The following is an 18,668-nucleotide window of genomic DNA, read 5'->3' as shown; positions in this document are numbered from 1 at the left end:
CGCGGGGTGAAGGCGGGGAATGGTCCCAACCGAAATAAGCCGTGCATCCTTGTCTCGACCGGTCCCACCGCCTATCGCCCCGATCCATGAAGATATTGGTCGATGCCGATGCCTGCCCCGTGAAGGAGGAGATCTACAAGGTCGCCTGGCGGCATGAAATCCCCGTGACGATCGTGAGCAACAGCCCGATCCGCATTCCCGCCCATCCGCTGCTCGACCGGGTGGTGGTGAGCGACGGGTTCGATGCGGCGGACGACTGGATCGCCGAGCGAGCCGATGCGGCATCGATATGCATTACCGCCGACATATTGCTGGCCGATCGCTGCCTGAAGGCGGGTGCGGTGGTGATCGCGCCCAATGGCAAGCCCTTCACCCATAGTTCGATCGGCGCGGCGATCGCGACGCGGGCGATCATGGCGGATTTGCGGGCCGGCGGCGATCAGGTCGGCGGGCCGCCGCCCTTCGGCAAGAATGACCGCTCGCGCTTCCTGCAGGCGCTGGACGAGGCCATCGTCCGCCTGAAGCGGGGGCGGTGATGCTCGACGCTGATACAGGCTTTTGGGATGCGATCGTGCTGGGCGCGGGCGCGGCGGGGATGATGTGCGCCGCGACCGCCGGGCAGCGCGGCAAGCGGGTGCTGCTGGTCGACCATGCCGACGCCGTGGGCAAGAAGATCCTGATATCGGGCGGTGGGCGGTGCAACTTCACCAATATCCATACCGCCGCTGATCGCTATCTGTCGGCCAATCCGCACTTCGCCAAGTCGGCGCTGGGGCGTTACACGGCGCAGGATTTCATCGGACTGGTCGATCGCTATGGCATCGCCTGGCATGAAAAGACGCTGGGGCAATTATTCTGCGACGGGTCGGCGAAGCAGATCGTTGCGATGCTGGAGGAGGAGTGCGCCAAGGGCGGCGTGACGCCGGCGCTGGGGCAACCGATCGCGGATGTCGACCATGGCGACGGCCTCTATCGGGTGACGATCGGCGGGACGGTGCATCGCGCGCCCGCGCTGGTGCTGGCGACCGGCGGTCCGTCGATCCCGAAGATGGGCGCGACCGGCTTCGCCTATGATGTGGCGCGCCATTTCGGGTTGAGCATCGTGCAGCCGCGCCCGGCGCTGGTGCCCTTCACCCTGGGGCCGGAGGAAGCGCTGTTCCAGTCGCTGGCGGGGGTGTCGGCCGATGTCGAAGTGCGCTGGAACAAGACGCGCTTTCGCGAGGCCGCGCTGTTCACGCATCGGGGGCTGTCCGGACCGGCGATGTTGCAGATTTCCTCCTACTGGCAGCATCGCACGCCGATCCAGGTGAATTTCCTGCCGGACAAGGCGGCGGACTGGTTGCTGGCGGAGAAGCGGGAGCGGCCGCGGGTGATGCTGCGTCGGGTGGTGGCGCAGGCGCTGACCGAGCGGCTGGCCGATACGCTGCTGGAGCGGATCGGGGTGCAGGGCGAGATGGGCAACCTGTCGGACAAGGCGCTGCGGCAAGTGGCCGCGCGATTGGGCGACTGGCCGTTCGCGCCGTCGGGTACGGAGGGCTATGCCAAGGCGGAGGTCACGGTCGGCGGCATCGCCACCGCGGGGCTGTCGTCGCGGACGATGGAGGCGGCCAAGGCGCCGGGGCTGTATGCGATCGGCGAGGCGGTGGATGTCACCGGATGGCTGGGGGGCTATAATTTCCAATGGGCCTGGGCCAGTGGCGTGGCGGCCGGACAGGCCATTTAGCCGGCTTTAAATTCCGCCCATGCGGGCCTGCAAAGCGCGCTTTTCTGCGCTCCGGTGCTCAAAAATCACGCTTTTCGGCTCCACCTGAACTGAATTTAGAGCCGACTAACTTTCCGTTGATTACCGCCCCGTCATCGCCCGTGCGTTCGCCAGGAAGGTGCGACCGATGCGGATTTCGCCGCCGTCGGCGAGCGCGGCGAACCACACGCCGCTGCCGTCGTGGCGCAGCCGGGCGATATGGTCGCGGCGGACGATATGGCTGCGGTGCAGGCGGACGAACTGCTGGGGGTCGAGCCGCTCCTCCAGGCTGCTGATCGTCTGGTGCAGCAGATAGCTGTGGCCGCCGACATGAAGGCGCATATAGTCGCGTTCCGCTTCGATCCGGTCGATCTGGTCGGTGGCGATGCGGATCAGTTCGGAGCGATGCGGCACCCAGAATTCCTCGGCCCATTCGGGCTGTGGTTCGCTGGAGATGGTGGGCGCTGTATCGGACGTCAGGTTGCGCAGCGCCACTTCGACCCGATCGATCGCGCGGGTCAGGCGATCATGGGCGACGGGCTTGAGCATATAATCGACCGCGGCGAGATCGAACGCCTCGACCGCGAACCCCTCGAACGCGGTCACGAAGATCACCGCGGGGCGGATGCCCATGCGCCCCACCGCGCGGGCGACGCCGATGCCGTCCAGCAAGGGCATGGCGATGTCGAGCATGACGAGGTCGGGTTTCAGCCCTTCGATCAGGCGCAGCGCGGCTTCGCCGTCGGTGGCGGTGCCGACCAGGGCGATGCGCGGTTCGCGCGCGCAGAGCATCTGGAGGCGTTCGACGGCGAGCGGTTCGTCATCGACGATCATGGTGCGGATAGACATGGACGTCAGCAACCCCGGCGGATGATAGGCAAGGTGAGGAGGACGGAGAAGCCGTCCCCTTCGCGCGGACCATAAGCGATGCGGCCGGACTCGCCAAAGCGGGCGGTCAGGCGGTCGCGGACATTGGCAAGCCCGATGCCGCTGCCGCTGTCCGACAGGCTGGGCGGATTGTCGCCATCGTCGGTGACGGCGATGTGCATCAGGCCGCCATCCTCGCGCGCGGTGATGCGGATCTCGACCGGGCTGGAGGTGCGCGAGACGCCATATTTGATCGCATTCTCGACCAGCGGCTGGAGGATGAGACCGGGGACGCAGGCGCTCATCAGCGCGGGCGGGATGTCGATCACCGTGTGGAGCCGGTCGGGGAAGCGCACCGCTTCGATATCCAGATAGAGTTTCTGGAGATGCACCTCCTCCTCCAGCGGAACGTCGTCGAGCGGGTCGCCGGTCAGGCTGGTGCGGTAGAAGTTGGAGAGCGACATGATCATCTGTTCCGCTTCGTCCGGGCGGTTGCGCATGACCAGGGTGGATAGCGAGTTGAGCGTATTGAACAGGAAATGCGGATTGACCTGATAGCGTAGCGAGCGCAGTTCGGCCTGCTGGGCAGCCTTTTCCAGCCGTGCGGCGCGGCGTTCGGTGCGATGGGCTTCGCTGGCATAGGACAGGGCCAGATAGAGACCCGCCCAGGCGGCGAGGAAGAAATAGCGGCTGAGCGCGTCCTCCACGATCGAGACGAGGAGATAGCCCTGCTCCTTGGTCATCTTCATCATCTCGCCTTCGGAGATGAAATTGCCCGGATCATAGACGTTGAAGATATAGTAGTTGGCTGCCGCCATGGCGAGTGCGAAGGGAGCCGCGAGCGAGAAGGCGGCGACGATTCTGATGCTCAGCGGCTTCGCGTCGAAGCGCCGCAGCGCCAGATAGAGTATCCAGGTCACGATGATGCCGATCACGGTGACGATGATGCGGCGGACCGCCATCTCCCCTTGTGATTCGAAGCCTACGATCGCGGCCCGGAGCGACACCAGCAAGGCATAGAAAAACCAGAAGCCCAGGATGGAATAGAGTGCGATCGGCGGCGCCACGCCGCGATCGCCGTCTTCGGGAAGATCAGTCATAGCCTCTGTCTACCCCCCGCCGCGGGGAAAGTCTGTAGGCCACCCGGTTACTGGTCGAACTGGCGGCGGCGTTTGTCGAAGGTGGGCGGGGCGAGGATGTGCGGAACCGCGTCGCCGCGCCGTCCGTTGATCCCGTCAGATGCAGGAGAGAGACATGACGGACGATAATAAGACAGACATGCGTCCCAACAGTCGCGAGGAAGCCGGCGACGCGCGTGAGAGCGATGCGCAGGACCATGTGCTGGATCATGACGAAAAGCGAGACGAAAGCCTGAAGGATTCGATGGATGCATCCGATCCGCCATCGACCACCAAGCCTGGCGACAAGGGCGATCCGGTGCCGTCGTCCGGCTACAAGGAAAGCGAGGATCAATAGCTACGGCGAAACGAACATGCTATTCAGAGGGTGGTAGAGCGAAACCGCCGCCACCGCGAGAGAGGAGCTTCACATCCATGCCGACGTCCACCACCCCCGCCATCGAGCGTATCGCCCGCGTCCTGGCCGGTCGCCAGTTGAGCCTGAACGGCGGCGGCAGCGATCCCCATGCGGCCGGCGCAGTGGATGCGGCCTGGCCGGCACATGTCGATGACGCCTATGCCATCCTCCATACGCTGCGCGAGCCCGATGCGCAGATGGCGCAGGCGGGCGATGTCGGGGTGTGGCGCGCGATGATCGGCGCGGTGCTGGAGCGGCGCGCGGGCGCCTGAACCGGCGCCCGACATTAACGGCTTTCCGACAACTGGCGTTGGCCGCCGTCGCGCGTTATGACGGGCGGTGAGCCGATGCTGAAGATCAAGATCCAGATTTATTGCGGTGACCAGATCGCCATGGGGCCGGGCAAGGCCGACCTGCTCGACGCGATCGCGGCCGAGGGGTCGATTTCCGCTGCCGGGCGCAAGCTGGGCATGAGTTATCGCCGCTGCTGGCTGCTGGTGGACGTGATGAACCGCTGCTGGGCGCAGCCGCTGGTGGCGACGTCGAGCGAGGGGGCGCGACTGACCGAGATGGGCGCGGCGGTGCTGTGCGACTATCGGGCCTTGCAGCAGGCTGCATCGGATGCGGGCGACGAAGGCTGGCCGACGCTGGAACGGCGGTTGCGGGCCGAACCACTGGCCGCCCAGGCAGCGGAATAAGATTTCGGTAAGGCGGATGGGGCATGAGGGCCGTGGAGGCTTTCATCATGTACGACATCAATTTTCGCCACGATATCAACCTACTCGACATAAGTTGGCATGGCCTGTTCAGCGGCGAAGCCGTGGCCGCCTATGCGCGGGAGGTGAGGGCGCGGTTCGTGACCGAGGGGTTTTCGCCCGGCTATCGATTGCGCATGGACATGCGCCGCAGCGCGGTGCAGCCGCAGGACGCGGTGGCGGCGTTTCGCGAACATCTGGGCGAAGGGCTGTTTCCCCGGGCGTCGCGCATCGCGATCGTCACGCCAAGCGCCATCGCGAAATTGCAGGTGCGGCGGGAAATGACCCAGTCCTATCTGCGCATCTTCGCTGACGCGGACGAGGCGTTGGTCTGGCTAACGGAAGTCCAGACGGCAGCGGCCTGAAGACCGAAAGCGACGGCGAGTAAGACGGTTGTTTCATCTTTTTGGGGCTATATCCGAATATATATAGCACGTCCCTTGCAGCCGGTTTATCGATCCCGCGAATCATGGGGGATGACAGGGTGGCGACGGGGATGAAGATGGCGGCGGCGGTCCTGATGGGATCGGCCGCCTTGACCGGCGGCATGGCGCAGGCTGCGGAAGGCGATGCGGGCGACGGCGCGATCGTCGTCGTGACGGCGCGGTTGCGCGAGGAAGACCCGCAGCAGGTGCCCGCCGCGCTCAGCATCGTCAGTGGCGAGGAACTGACCCGCACCTATACGGTCAATGTCAGCCAGTTGAGCCAGTTGGTGCCGGCGCTCAATTATTCGTCCGCCAATCCCCGCAACACCGCCTTCACCATTCGGGGGCTGGGGTCGAGCGTGGTGGCGGTGAGCCAGGCCAATGACGGGCTGGAGCCGGGCGTGGGTTTCTATGTCGATGGCGTCTATCATGCCCGGCCGGCGACGGCGGCGTTCGACTTCACCGATATCGAGCGGGTCGAGGTGCTGCGCGGGCCGCAGGGGACGTTGTTTGGCAAGAACACGACAGCGGGCGCGATCAACATCCTGTCGAAAAAGCCCGGTTTCGACTGGGGCGGGGAAGCGGAACTATCCTATGGCAGCCGCAATTTCCGGCAGGCCAGGGCGGCGGTGACGGGACCGGTCGCCGGGGACGTGCTGGCGTTCCGCCTGTCGGGATCGGTGACGCGGCAGGACGGTTCCATCCGCAATATCGTGCGGGACGAGGATCAGAATACTATCCATAATGACGCGATCCGCGGGCAATTGCTGTTCGCGCCATCGGACGATTTTTCGCTGCGGCTGATCGGCGACTGGTCGAATTTCAAGAATAACTGCTGCGCGCAGGTGCATGTGCGCGTTGCGCCGACGCTCAAGCCCGCCGCCCAGCAATATGCCGCGCTGGCCGCCAACGCGCCGGCTGGCGCCTATGCTCCGCCGAGCACCAATCCCTATGATCGGGTGACCGACAATGACGCGCCGCTGGGCGTGGACACCAATGAAGGTGGGGTGTCGGGCATCGCCGAGTGGAGGCTGGGCGGCGTGACGCTGACGTCGATCAGCGCCTGGCGCTTCTGGAACTGGGATGCGGGGAACGACCGCGACTATACCGGGCTGCATATCCAGACGACCCAGCATATCCCGTCGCGGCAGGACCAGTTTTCCCAGGAATTCCGCATCGGTTCCAGCACGCCCGGCAATGTCGACTATGTCGCGGGCCTCTATTATTTCCACCAGAAGATCGTGGGCCATCCGATCAGCATCTATGGGCCGCTGGCGACCTATTGGCTGCTGCCGGGGCGGCCGGCGGACCTGGTGGACGGATACCAGACCGCCGGGCGCACCGATTTCCGGTCGGAAAGCTTCGGCATATTCGGCGAGGTGACATGGCGGCCGCTGGCGCGTCTGGCCGTCACTGGCGGCATTCGCTACACCTATGAGGAGAAGGACGGCGTCTATGACGTGACCGCCTTTGGCGGGCTTACCAGCGGACTGACGCCGGCGCTGATGAGCGACAAAAATTCGATCCTGCGCAGCCAGTCCTATAGCGCCCATCTGGGCGATGGCAGCGCATCGGGGCGGGTGAACATCGCCTATGATCTGACCGACAGGGTGATGGCCTATGCCAGTTTCGCGCGCGGCCAGAAGTCGGGCGGGATCAACATGTCGGGCCTGCCGGTCTATCCCGCCGGTGTGCCGGGCCATGCGTCGGGCGACCCGATCCTGAGCACGGTGACGGTGCGGCCGGAGAAGAACAGCACATGGGAGGGCGGGGTCAAGACCCGGCTGCTGGGCGACGCGCTGACCTTCAACATTGACGCCTATTATACCCGCGTCACCGATTTCCAGGCCAATGTGGTGGACAGCGCGGCGGTGATCGCGCTGCGCAGCTATCTGGCCAATATCCCCAAAGTGACGGTCAAGGGGGTCGAGTTCGACGCCGCGGCGCGAGTGGGGACACGGCTGACGCTGCGGGCGGCGGGGGCCTATTCGGACGGCGTCTATTCCAGCTATCCCAAGGGACTATGCCCGATCGAGAAGACAGGCAGCGGCACGGCGCAATGCGACCTGTCGGGGCAGGCGATGCCGGGCCTGCCCAAATGGACCGGATCGGCGGGCGGCGAATATCGCCTGCCCGTGTCGATGGCGGGTCGCGAGGGCGAGGTCGTGCTGCGCGCCGACGCGGTGACGCGGACGAAGATCTTCGGCGATGCGACCGGATCGGCCTATACCGTGATCAAGGGCTATACGCTGGTCAATGGCAGCATCGGCTATCGCACGCCGCGTTGGGAGGTGGCGGTGTTCGCGCGGAACATCTTCGATAAAAATTATATGCAGAACCTGACCGTGCAGGCCGGCAACAGCGGGCTGATCGTCGGCACGCCCAGCGATCCGCGCACCATCGGCCTGACGCTGCGCACGGCGTTTGGCGGCTCAACATTCCCTTGCGCTCGCCGGGCGGGTGCAGGGCTTGGCTGTTGAGATGCTTGCCGAAAATTCCGTTCGCCGCAGTCATGAGATTTTCATGTTGCGCTGCAAAAAGAAATCTGGTCCCTTGTGAACAGCGGTGGAACAGGCCCTTAAGCCTTCAGTAACCATAGAGGGCGCATGTTCCATCCTACGACTTCAAGTCGGAGGGCATGACATGGGTACGAGTGCAAGACCGGCGGATGGGGCTGTAACCCTGGCGGAGCTGCGAGAGTTCGCAAGCTTCTCATCCTCCACGCAACGCTATATTCGCCGATCGCTGGATATCGGGCTGCATCGCCGCGACGCGATGAAGCTGTGGTCCCGCGACATGGTCGAGGAAGCCTCCATCCGGGCGCAGGCGCGCATCTATGGACGGCTGGACGAGATCAAGGCGCATGTCCCCGATGACAGCGGTCTGGAGCAGGTGGAGCCGTTCATGGCGCCGCTGGTGACCATTTCCGCCTTCGACCTGGGCCAGGACCGGCTGGGCAGCTTTTCCTCCTACCGCTTCCTCTACGAGCGACTGCTGGGCGCGGGGGCGCGGCCCTGGTTGCCGGGCGCCTTCTGCGCCGCGGCCAGCCTGCCGCACCTCCACCCCGAAAAGCGGCGCGCGCTGCTCCAGTCGATCAGCGAGGCGGCGGCGACGGCGGTGGGCTGGTCCAATCGCGAACCGACCTTCTACCCCGAATGGGTGGAGAAGGTGGATCTTTCCAAGGCGAACTGAGCTGGACCTTTGCGGTCCGGGCTCGTTCGTCTTAACGAAGAGGCCGCGTGGGGTGGGGGCCCTGCGCGGCCTTTTTCATGTCCATGGCGGCGGCGCTGGGCTAACGTCCGGCTTTGACGGGAGAGGTGGATGATCGCGACGATGATGGTGATGGCCGCGCTGGCCGGGGCAAGCGACATCGGCGTCGCCGATCCGCAGCGGCGGGTACTGCTCGACGCGCTGCGGCCGGCGATCGAACGCGACCTGGGGCAGAAAGTGCAATTTGTGGTGCGGACGCTGCGGCGGCAGGACAGATGGGCCTTCGCGCATGTCGTGCCGCAGACGCGGGCCGGCGGGGCGATCGATTTCCGCAAGACGCGCCACGCCGAGCGGGTGCGCGAGGGGATATTCGACGGGCCGGACGTCTATGCGCTGCTTGAGCAGAAGGACGGGCGGTGGATGGTGCGGGAGTTCGTGGTCGGCCCGTCCGACGTGGCCTATGCGGCCTGGCCCGACGAGTTCGGTGCGCCGGCGGGCTTGTTGCAGTTGCGTACGCCTTAAAGAGTTCAGCGTGCCCGGCAGGGAAGGTGCAAGACTTCAGGGAAAAGGCTCGTCATGGCGCCACCATCGGGTTAGTGGACGGTCCAGCGCCGAAGCCGGCTATGTCGCGACAGGGTTGATCGGCCCATGCTTGAGCGGATGCATAAATCCACGTCGGGCATAGGGAGGGCATTTATGCGCGCGTCGATGTGACGAGTGGGACTGTATCGTCGCGCCTGGACGTTCTTGGGAAGGACTGCATCCGCGCGAACGTCGTTCGATTTATGCCATGTCTTCGTCGGGTGGTCAGGCAACTTCGTACGGTGAAGGACGCTGACCGACCATTTTTACCGCGCGGTCAGTGGGTGATGGACGCGCCGACGGAACGCCCGCTATGCGCGAGATGCTGGAATATCATCATATACAGGCTGCGGAAGCTGGACTGGTGTCGTGCCGAAACCAGATCCGTCGTGCCATCTCACATGAGATGGGTTGAGGCAGCAATCCCATCCTCATCCGACAGCTGTTGGTCAGGCAGGATCGTCAGGGCCTTTCGACATCGCGCCGATTTAAGCCGGTCGACGGCTATCGGTGCGCACATCCGCCAGTGGATCAATCACAAATTATATTGATCGTTCGGCAGTGATAAAAATCACTATATTGATTAGCCTGACCGCTTTAGAAAATTGGACAAGCCAAATCCGTCTGCAGAAGCGGTCGTCAAGAGGGGATACCAAATGCGCTATCATGAAGATGTCGCCCAATCGCATAGTCATTTTTTAGGTAGTCGCGCCGCATTGCTGCGCGCCGCGCTGCTGGGTGGAGCGTCGCTCCTTTTCATGGCCGGCACGGCGTCGGCCCAACAGGCGGCCGAAAGCGGTACGGCGGCGCCTGCGCCGCAAAGCGGCGTGGAAGGCAGCGCCGATACCGCGGGGCAAGACATCGTCGTCACGGCGTCGCGCCTGTCGCGCAGCGGATATACGGCGCCCACGCCTACGACCGTCATCGGCCAGGAATTTCTGGAATCGCGCGCCATTACCAATGTCGGCGATGCGATCAACCGGGTTCCCGCCTTCCGCGCGGCGGTGTCGCCCAATGCCGGCGGCCTCGGGAATACCGGCGCTTTCCTGGCGGATCTGCGCGGATTGGGACCCACGCGCACGCTTGTGCTGCTGGATCGGGGCCGTTTGCCGCAGACGATCGTGCCGGGCGTCACCACCACGGCGGGATCGACCGACCTGAACGTCATTCCGACGGTATTGATCCGCAATTCCGACGTCGTCACCGGGGGCGCGTCGGCGGCTTACGGGTCCGATGCGGTGGCAGGTGTCATCAATTTCCAGATCGACGACAAGTTCGAAGGTATCAAGGGGTCCGTCCAATATAGCCAGACCCGTTATAAGGACGCGAAGAGCAAGTTCGCCACCCTGGCCGGCGGCACCAGCTTCGCCGACGGACGCGGCCATATCGTCGCGGGTTTCGAATATAATGATGATGGCGGGACTGGCTACTACAACACGGCGCGCGGATGGGGGCGGCAGGCGTGGAACAGCGCGGTCATCGCCAACCGGCCTGCCGGCACGCCCAGCACGGTCCTGGGTCCGAACGGCAACTATTATGGCGCGGCGAGCAGCGGCGGCGTGATCCAGACCGCCGGCGCGCTTCGCGGTCTGGCGTTCGTGCCGACGGCGAATGGCGGGGTGACGACGACGACTTTCAGCCGGGGCCTCAGCAACATGACGGCGAGCCTCGACTTCTTTACGCCCGAGGCGCTCGCAGCGAATGCCGCCGCGGGAATCAACAACCTCAATACGCAGCAACTCAGGCCCGAACAGACGCGCTACAGCGCGATGGGCCGCGTGTCGTTCGACCTCAATGACAGCCTGACCGTCTATGTCGAACCGCTTTATTCCAACGTCACCACCACGGGTATCATCCTGGTGCGTCGCGACGGCGCGGGCGCCGGCCCTGCGCTCAACATCGCGCGGGACAATCCTTATCTCGCCCAGGCGCTGACCGCGGAGCAACTGGCGCAGGTGCCGACGACAGGTCTGGCTATCGGCTATTCGGGACAGGCTTTCGGACCCAATGTCCGCCGCATCGAGAATGAGGTGATCCGGGTTCAGAGCGGCGTGAAGGGCGACCTGGGCGGATCTTGGAAATGGGACGCGTCCTATCTGTTCGGACAGAATACATCGGACGTCCGGATCAGCAACAATTTCAACAACGTCAATTTCCGCAACGCGCTCGATGCGGTTTCGGTGGACGGCCAGATCGTTTGCCGCAACGCCGCTGCCCGCGCCGCAGGGTGCGTGCCCATCAACATTCTTGGTACCCCCCATGTCTCGGACGCCGCCAAGTCCTACATTCTGGGCACCGCGACGGGCAGGGGCCGGACGAGGCTGCATGATTTCGCCGCGAACATCCAGGGTGAGCCTTTCTCTACCTGGGCCGGGCCGGTGTCGGTCGGCGTCGGCGCGGAATATCGGCGGGAATCGGTCGAACTGACGACCGACGCGCTGTCGCGATCGAATAGCTGGCTCTCGGGCACCGGGCTGACCCTTCCGCAAGTCAGCCAGAACGTCAAAGAAGTCTATGCTGAAGCCATCGTGCCGCTGGCGCAGGATATGGCCTTCGCGCGCAAGATCGAGTTCAACGGCGCTGCCCGCCTGACCGATTACAGCACGTCGGGCAGCGTCACCACCTGGAAGGCGGGTTTGACCTGGGAAGTGATCGATGGCCTGATGTTCCGCACCACGCGGTCGCGCGACATCCGCGCGCCTAACCTGATCGATCTGTTCACGCCCCAGACCCAGTCTCTGCCCTTGCCCGCCGATCCGCGTCCCGGAATCGCGGCTCCGACCAACAGCGCCGGATTCATCGTGGGCGGCAATGCCGACCTCAAGCCGGAAAAGTCGATCACCCAGACGGTCGGCGTGACCTGGCAGCCGTCCTTCCTGCGCGCGCTGCGCCTGTCGGTCGATTATTATAATATCGGGATCAAGGACGCGATCACGTCCACCGGTACGCAGGGTGTCGTCAACAACTGCTTCGTCGGCGGGGTTTATACGGGCAATAGCTGGTGCTCGCTGATCAGTTTCGCCAATAATGATCCTGTTGCGGGCCAGTTGACCGGCGTGCGCGGCATCACCGCCAACGTCGCGCAATTCAAGACCCGCGGTCTGGATTTCCAGGCGACCTACAGCCAGAATCTGGACGATGTCGGCTTGGCGGGCACGCTGACGACCAACCTGCTAGCGACGCACGTCATGTCGTTCAAATCGTCCATCGACGTGTCGACCCTGTTCCCCAACGGCATTGACCGCGCCGGTCAGACCGGCGCGCAGTTCGGCGGCCCGGCCGGCCTCCCCAAATGGTTGTTCAACCTGACGCTGGATTATGAACTGGACCGTCTCGGCCTGAACGCCAATGTCCGCTATGTGTCGCCTTCGAGCCAGAATAACGGATTGTTCGGGCCTGACGAGCCGGAATATAATCCGGCGCTGACCACCAGCATCAGCAACAATAATATCCCGGCGGTCGCCTATCTCGACCTGGGCGCGCGATACAGCTTTGGCGCGGACAAGCAGTTCACGGTCTATTTCAACGTCGACAATGTGTTCGACAAAGACCCGCCATTGCCCGCTAACGGCAGCGCCTATTATGATCTGATGGGCCGGACCTACAAGGGCGGCGTGCGGTTCAAATTCTAACGCGATTACGCCCGGCACCGGAGCTTTTCGGCTCTGGTGCCGGGCGTGGCATCCATCGGGTCCGGCGTTCTGCAAGGTCGATGTCGACAGGAGGAAATCATCCGCAGTCTCACCTCTTTGATAGCCATCGGCATCGGTTTGGCTGCATCGGCCAGCGCCGCGCCGGTCGCCAAGCAGAACCCGCACGTCACCCTCGATCAGGGGGCGATCGAAGGGATCGGAATGTCGTCGGGCGGGCAGGCTTATCTGGGCATTCCCTATGCGGCGCCGCCGGTGCGCGACCTGCGCTGGCGCGACCCGCAGCCGCCCAAGCGCTGGAACGGCACCTATCATGCGGACCATTATGCCCCGCAATGTATGCAGCCGCAGCGCGGGGTGATGACCAACCAATATTCGGGCGCGGAAATCACCAGCGAGGATTGCCTCTACCTTAACGTCTGGACGACCGCCGTGCGCAAGAAGGCGCCGGTCATCGTCTATATCCATGGCGGTGGCTTCTATGTCGGATCGTCCAGCATGGCGCTCTACGGGGGCGAAGCGGTCAGCCGCGAAGGCGCGGTCTTCGTCAATTTCAACTATCGCCTGGGCGCGCTGGGTTTCCTCGCGCACCCGGAACTCTCCGCGGAATCGTCGCACAAATCATCGGGCAACTATGCCTTTCTCGACCAGATCGCGGCGCTGCAATGGGTCCGGCGCAATATTGCGCGGTTCGGCGGCGATCCCGACAATGTGACGATCGCGGGCCAGTCCGCCGGCTCGATGTCCGTCGGCGCGCTGCAGGCCTCCCCGCTCGCGCGCGGCCTGTTCCATCGCGCCGTCGGCATGAGCGGCGCGGTCCTTGATGGCCCCAGCGCCATGGCGCCCTTGCCGGATGCAGAGAAGGAGGGCGTCAAGCTGCAAACCTATTTGCGCGCCAGGTCGATCGCGGAACTGCGCGCCTTGCCCGCCGACCGGATCGTTGTGCCACGCATCGCGGATGGTCCCAAAATCGGTCCGGTGCAGGACGGCTATCTCTTTCCGCAGCCTGTCGAACAGATTTTCGCACAATCCGCCCAGAATGACGTGCCGCTGTTGCTTGGCTTCACCCATGACGAATCCTTTGGCGGGCTTGGCCCGATACAAGGGCTGGAAGACTATCGAGCGAAAGCGAAGGCGAAATTCGGCGAGCAGGTTTCGACGTTCCTGAGCCTCTATCCGGCGTCGAGTGACGAGCAGGCGCGCGCGCAGGCGCGGGCGGCGGATCGTGACGGGACCATGGCGGTCGGGATGGATAGCTGGGCGCGAGCACAGGCGGCGCATGGGCGGTCCAAGATTTTCAGCTATGAATTTTCGCGCGCGCACAGCTTCGCGCCGGGTGTCGTGCTGACCGATCTCGATCCTGCTACGGCGGGGGCTTATCATACGTCCGAAGTGCCGTTCTGGCTCGGTACGCTGGACAGTTTCAACCAATTCCGAACCACGCGCGCCTGGACGAGCGAGGACCGCCTATTCAGTCGGGCAATGACGCGTTCGCTGGTGGCTTTCGCCCGTACCGGCGATCCCAACAGTGCCGATTTGCACTGGCCCCGATATGACCCGTCCAGCCGGACATTGCTGGAACTGGGCAAGGCTGCTGGTGCTGGCAATTGGCCTGACGCGCGCAAGCTCGACTTCTTCCGCTCCGTCGCGGTTCGTTCCGTCACCGGCGGGGCCGTGCGGGACTAAATGATCTCATAATAGATGCAGGGCTGCACCCCTGCATCGGCTGGTCCGGTAGTCGGTTTTCTGTCGGACACCGGATCAGCATTTTTGTGGTGCCGTGCAAGGGACGGCCAAGTGGGGCCAATTGGATTGACAACCAAGGCGCTCCAATGCAGCGTGGTCATACCAGTTTGAAAAAACTATCCTGTTCAGGAGAGAGCCTTGATCCCCCATCGCCTATGCATGCTGTCGGCAGCACTGCTCTGTTCGGTCGCGGCGCCGACCGTCGTTCTGGCGCAATCTGCGGCTGTGTCGCCCGCACCGGAAATTCGACAAAGCGTAACCCTGACGTCAGGCTGGGGCTTCCAAATGGGTGACGCAGCCACGCCGCCCGCCAGCGATGCGACATGGCAACCGGTGGAAGTGCCGCATAGTTGGAACCGGATCGGCTCCTACCTGCCCGGCAGTCCCGCAGCGGCGACCCTCAAACGCCCGATCGATCAGACCCAAGGGATCGGCTGGTACAAGCTGACCCTGCCCGCCGCGCGCCTTTCCGGATCGCAGCGCCTGTGGCTGGAGTTCGAAGCGGCGAGCCGGACGGCGGAAGTCTGGCTGAACGGGCAAAGGCTGGGCAGCCATGCGGGCGGCTTTTCCGCCTTCCGCTTCGACGCGACATCGGCCTATCGGCAGGGCGGCAGCAACGTCCTGCTGGTGAAGGTCGACAATCGTGCGCCCGAAACGCTCGGTGTGCAGCCGACATTGCCGCTGGCGGGCGATTTCTTCGTCCATGGCGGCCTGTATCGCCCGGTGAAGATGATCGTGACGCAGGCGGCACATTTCGCGATGCTCGATCATGGCGGCAGCGGCGTTTATGCGCAGACCCGCACGATCGACAATGGCACGGCGGCGATCTCCATCCTGTCGCGCGTGCGCAACGACGCCGGCCGTGCACTCCGTGGTCAGGTGGTCGTGCGGTTCGTGGATCGGGACGGCAAGGATGTGGCCCGACAGGCCAGCCCCGTGCAGTTGGGCGCGCGGGCCGACGGCGAAGCGCGCATCGACCTGACGATCGACCAGGCGCGTCTGTGGCAGGGCACGGCCGACCCCTATCTCTACACGATGGTCGCGGAGTTTCGCGACAATAAGGACGCGTTGCTCGACAGCGTCAGCCAGCCTTTCGGCGTCCGGACGATGGCGCTCGACCCGGATCGCGGCTTCCTGCTGAACGGCAAGGTCGTGGCCCTGCACGGCGTGGGCCTGCATCAGGATAGCGGCCAGGACGGCTGGGCGTTGAGCGAAGGCGACATCGAGAAAATGGTGTCCACCATCCGCGAAATGGGCGCGAATACGATCCGCCTGACCCATTATCAGCATGGGCCGGTCGTTCATGCGCTGGCGGACAAGCTCGGCCTGATCCTGTGGGACGAAATTCCGCTGGTGACTGCCTGGACATTGTCTCCGGACGAAAAGGAAGCGCCCAAGGCGGTGGCCGATAACGCCCGCCAGCAACTGGTCGAGATGATCCGGCAGAATTACAATCATCCGTCGGTGGCGGTATGGGGCATCGCCAATGAGGTGGATTTCGGCCCGAACCGCCCCGACTTCATCGGCAAGGCGGTGAGCGAGGTGCCCGATCCGCGCGGCCTGCTGACCGATCTCAATGCGCTGGCCAAGGCGGAAGATTCGATCCGCCCGACGGTGCTCGCCAATTGCTGCGAGAATAACGGGATGCCGGGCGTGCCCGACGTGTCGGGCATCACCGACGGACTCGGCGTCAACCGCTATATGGGCTGGTATTATGGCAAGGCGGATGACTTTTCGTCCGTGCTGGATGGTTTGCACAAGAAACATGCCGGGCAGCCGCTGGCGCTGACCGAATATGGCGCGGGCGGCGCGACGTCGCAGCATAGCGACGATCCGCAGGGCGGGCCGATCAATCCGTCGGGCCGCGACCAGCCCGAAGAATATCAGGCTTGGCTTCATGAGCGCGTCTGGCCGCAGGTGAAGGCGAAATCCTATCTATGGGGCAGCTGGCTGTGGAACAGCTTCGACTTTGCGACCAAGGTCCGCAAGGAAGGCGATTCCATCGACATCAATACCAAGGGGCTGGTCACCTATGACGGCGCGATCCGCAAGGACGCCTGGTGGTATTATCGCGTCAACTGGTCGGCGCAGCCTGCGGTGCAGATTGCAGGCAAGCGCTATGTCGATCGCGCCTATGGCGTGACCGACGTCAAGATTTACAGCAATGCGCTCGAAACCGAATTGCTGGTCAACGGCACGTCCATCGGCACGATGCGCGGCTGCGCCTTTGCCACCTGCGTCTGGCCCGGCGTTCGCCTGACCGAAGGGCAGAACCGGATCGAAGCGCGCGCGCATTTCGACGGCGGGGTGCAGAGCGACGGCGTGGACTGGACGGTAGGGCGCGACGCAGCGGCCGCGTTCCGCATCGACAGCGGCGCGATACTCGCGGCGGCCGACCCGGCGCATCGCTTCGGCTCCGACGCTTTTTTCGACGGCGGCGCACCCGGCACGGCCGACACACGCAAGAACCGCTACGCGCCGTTTCAGGCCGCCGCGATCACCGGCACCGCCAACCGGGATCAGGCCGCCACTTATCGGTCGGGCGACTTCACCTATCATATTCCGGCCAAGCCGGGCCGCTACACCGTGATCCTGCACTTCGTCGAACCATCGGCGGAACGCGGCAAGCGCGTCTTCGACGTGGCGATCAACGGTAAGGTAGCGCTTCCTGGCTTCGACGTGGCGGCAGCAGCCGGCGGCACGCTCAAGGCGATCACGCGCAGCCTGCCTGCGACCGCGGTCAAGGACGGCCTCACGATCAACTTCAAGCCCACGGTCGGGGATGCCATCGTCTCCGCACTGGAGGTCGTGCCGATCGACACGCCCCGCCCATGACCTCTTCCGGCAAGAAACCGATCCGGCACCTGCGCTGGTGGATCATCAGCTTGGTGACGATCGGGACGATCCTCAACTATCTGGCCCGCTCGACGCTGTCGGTCGCCGCCCCCACGCTCAAGCAGGAGATGGGGATGACGACGGAAAGCTACAGCTATGTCGTCCTGTCGTTCCAGCTCGCCTATACGATCATGCAGACGGTTGCGGGCACCGTGCTTGACCTGCTCGGCACCCGGCTCGGCTTCTTCCTGTTCGCGGTCGGCTGGGCGCTTGCCAATATGGCGCATGGGTTCGCCACCAGTTGGCAGGGGCTGGCTGTTTTTCGCGGGATGCTCGGCGCGACCGAAGCGGCGGCGATTCCCGCTGGCGCCAAATCCGTGTCGGAATGGTTCCCCGCGCGCGAACGCCCGCTGGCGACCAGCGCCTTTCAGATGGGCACCAGTGTCGGGGCTATAGCGGCCCCGCCGATCGTGGTGTTCTGCATCCTCACCTGGGGCTGGGAGTCCGCCTTCATCGTCACCGGCGCGCTCAGCCTGGTCTGGGCGCTCCTATGGTGGTTCGGATACGAAACGCCCGATCGCCATCGCCGCCTCAGTCGGGAAGAGCGCGCGCTGATCGAGGCCGGGCAGGGTGACGCGAGCGATGGGGGGCGCCCGTCCACCCGATCCGAAGTGATCCGGTCGCGTGGCTTCTGGGCCATCGCCATCCCGCGTTTCTTCGCCGAGCCGGCATGGCAGACCTTCAACTTCTTCATTCCGCTCTATCTAGTCGCGGTCTGGAATCTGGACCTGAAAAGCATTGCACTGTGGGCGTGGATGCCGTTCGTGGCGGCGGACCTTGGGTCGCTGGCCGCCGGATTGTTGCCGCCCTGGCTCATGCGGCGAGGGGCGAGCGTGCTGGCGTCGCGCAAGATCACCATGTCGATCGGCGCGGTCTGTATGATCGGTCCGGCCTGCATCGGCCTTGCCGGTTCGCCGGGGCTGGCGATCGCGCTCTTCTGCGTCGGCGGGTTCGCGCATCAGATGCTGAACGGCGCGCTCATTACGCTGTGTTCGGACGTGTTCGACAGCCGCATGGTCGGAACGGCCAGCGGCATGGCGGGCACGATCGCCTGGATCGGCGGGATGCTCTTCACCCTGTTGATCGGGCAGAGCGCCGACATCTTCGGCTATTCGCCGCTGTTCGTGATGCTGGGCGCGCTCGACATCATCGGTATGGCGATGCTGTGGATCTTGCTGCGCAATCGCCCGAAGCCCGCGGACCATCTCACCGCTTGATAGCTTTCCGTGCCCCGGCGCAGGCCGGGGCACATGCCATCATT

The 18,668-nt window shown here is 64.3% G+C and carries 15 protein-coding genes; 13 read left to right on the top strand and 2 right to left on the bottom strand.

Going from position 1 to position 18,668, the window contains the following annotated elements:
• Positions 1-86 precede the first annotated feature (86 nt).
• A complete protein-coding gene (locus ABT375_RS06170) occupies positions 87-536 on the top strand; it encodes a YaiI/YqxD family protein (RefSeq protein ID WP_416464476.1) in 450 nt (149 codons plus the stop codon).
• On the top strand, positions 536-1,723 hold the full coding sequence (locus tag ABT375_RS06165; RefSeq protein ID WP_416464475.1) for an NAD(P)/FAD-dependent oxidoreductase: 1,188 nt from the start codon (positions 536-538) through the stop codon (positions 1,721-1,723). The genes ABT375_RS06170 and ABT375_RS06165 overlap by 1 nt, the downstream gene beginning before the upstream one ends.
• Positions 1,724-1,843: 120 nt before the next feature.
• On the opposite strand, the gene ABT375_RS06160 is transcribed toward ABT375_RS06165, so the two are convergent.
• Entirely contained in the window at positions 1,844-2,590 is a 747-nt protein-coding gene (locus ABT375_RS06160) for a LytR/AlgR family response regulator transcription factor (RefSeq protein WP_224550712.1), read from the bottom strand.
• 5 nt (positions 2,591-2,595) lie between these two features.
• Positions 2,596-3,708, bottom strand: coding sequence for a sensor histidine kinase (locus tag ABT375_RS06155; RefSeq protein ID WP_416464474.1), 1,113 nt, complete (start codon positions 3,706-3,708; stop codon positions 2,596-2,598).
• 154 nt (positions 3,709-3,862) lie between these two features.
• On the opposite strand from ABT375_RS06155, the gene ABT375_RS06150 reads away from it, so the two are divergent.
• The 11 genes from ABT375_RS06150 to ABT375_RS06100 all read left to right on the top strand — a co-directional run bounded on the left by ABT375_RS06150 (position 3,863) and on the right by ABT375_RS06100 (position 18,624).
• The gene (locus ABT375_RS06150) at positions 3,863-4,084 is read left to right on the top strand and encodes a hypothetical protein (protein WP_416464473.1); all 222 of its coding nucleotides are present in this window, start codon (positions 3,863-3,865) and stop codon (positions 4,082-4,084) included.
• Positions 4,085-4,161: 77 nt separating this feature from the next.
• Positions 4,162-4,416 carry a hypothetical protein gene (locus ABT375_RS06145; protein ID WP_224550708.1) on the top strand — a complete coding sequence of 85 codons (255 nt, stop codon included), beginning with the start codon at positions 4,162-4,164 and terminating at the stop codon, positions 4,414-4,416.
• A 75-nt stretch (positions 4,417-4,491) separates the two neighbouring features.
• Positions 4,492-4,842 carry a winged helix-turn-helix domain-containing protein gene (locus ABT375_RS06140; protein WP_224550707.1) on the top strand — a complete coding sequence of 117 codons (351 nt, stop codon included), beginning with the start codon at positions 4,492-4,494 and terminating at the stop codon, positions 4,840-4,842.
• Positions 4,843-4,865: 23 nt separating this feature from the next.
• Positions 4,866-5,264, top strand: coding sequence for an STAS/SEC14 domain-containing protein (locus ABT375_RS06135; protein WP_416464472.1), 399 nt, complete (start codon positions 4,866-4,868; stop codon positions 5,262-5,264).
• A gap of 119 nt (positions 5,265-5,383) precedes the next feature.
• Complete coding sequence (locus tag ABT375_RS06130; RefSeq protein WP_416464471.1) at positions 5,384-7,804, top strand: TonB-dependent receptor; 2,421 nt, start codon at positions 5,384-5,386, stop codon at positions 7,802-7,804.
• Between the two features lie 163 nt (positions 7,805-7,967).
• Positions 7,968-8,516 (top strand): hypothetical protein, encoded by a 549-nt coding sequence (locus ABT375_RS06125; RefSeq protein WP_224550704.1) that lies wholly within the window; start codon positions 7,968-7,970, stop codon positions 8,514-8,516.
• A gap of 129 nt (positions 8,517-8,645) precedes the next feature.
• On the top strand, positions 8,646-9,056 hold the full coding sequence (locus ABT375_RS06120; protein ID WP_416464470.1) for a hypothetical protein: 411 nt from the start codon (positions 8,646-8,648) through the stop codon (positions 9,054-9,056).
• 716 nt (positions 9,057-9,772) lie between these two features.
• Entirely contained in the window at positions 9,773-12,748 is a 2,976-nt protein-coding gene (locus ABT375_RS06115) for a TonB-dependent receptor domain-containing protein (protein WP_416464469.1), read from the top strand.
• A 117-nt stretch (positions 12,749-12,865) separates the two neighbouring features.
• Entirely contained in the window at positions 12,866-14,452 is a 1,587-nt protein-coding gene (locus ABT375_RS06110; RefSeq protein WP_416464468.1) for a carboxylesterase/lipase family protein, read from the top strand.
• A 219-nt stretch (positions 14,453-14,671) separates the two neighbouring features.
• Positions 14,672-17,347: a glycoside hydrolase family 2 TIM barrel-domain containing protein gene (locus ABT375_RS06105; protein WP_416464860.1), complete on the top strand. Its 2,676-nt coding sequence runs from the start codon at positions 14,672-14,674 to the stop codon at positions 17,345-17,347.
• Positions 17,344-18,624, top strand: a complete 1,281-nt coding sequence (locus tag ABT375_RS06100; protein ID WP_416464467.1) for an MFS transporter — start codon at positions 17,344-17,346, stop codon at positions 18,622-18,624. The genes ABT375_RS06105 and ABT375_RS06100 overlap by 4 nt, the downstream gene beginning before the upstream one ends.
• Positions 18,625-18,668 lie beyond the last annotated feature (44 nt).

Source organism: Sphingomonas sp. VDB2 (assembly GCF_047946695.1).
Classification (GTDB): domain Bacteria; phylum Pseudomonadota; class Alphaproteobacteria; order Sphingomonadales; family Sphingomonadaceae; genus Sphingobium; species Sphingobium bisphenolicum.
The sequence above is the reverse complement of the archived record's forward strand: the minus strand, read 5'-3'. Positions and strand labels throughout refer to the sequence as shown.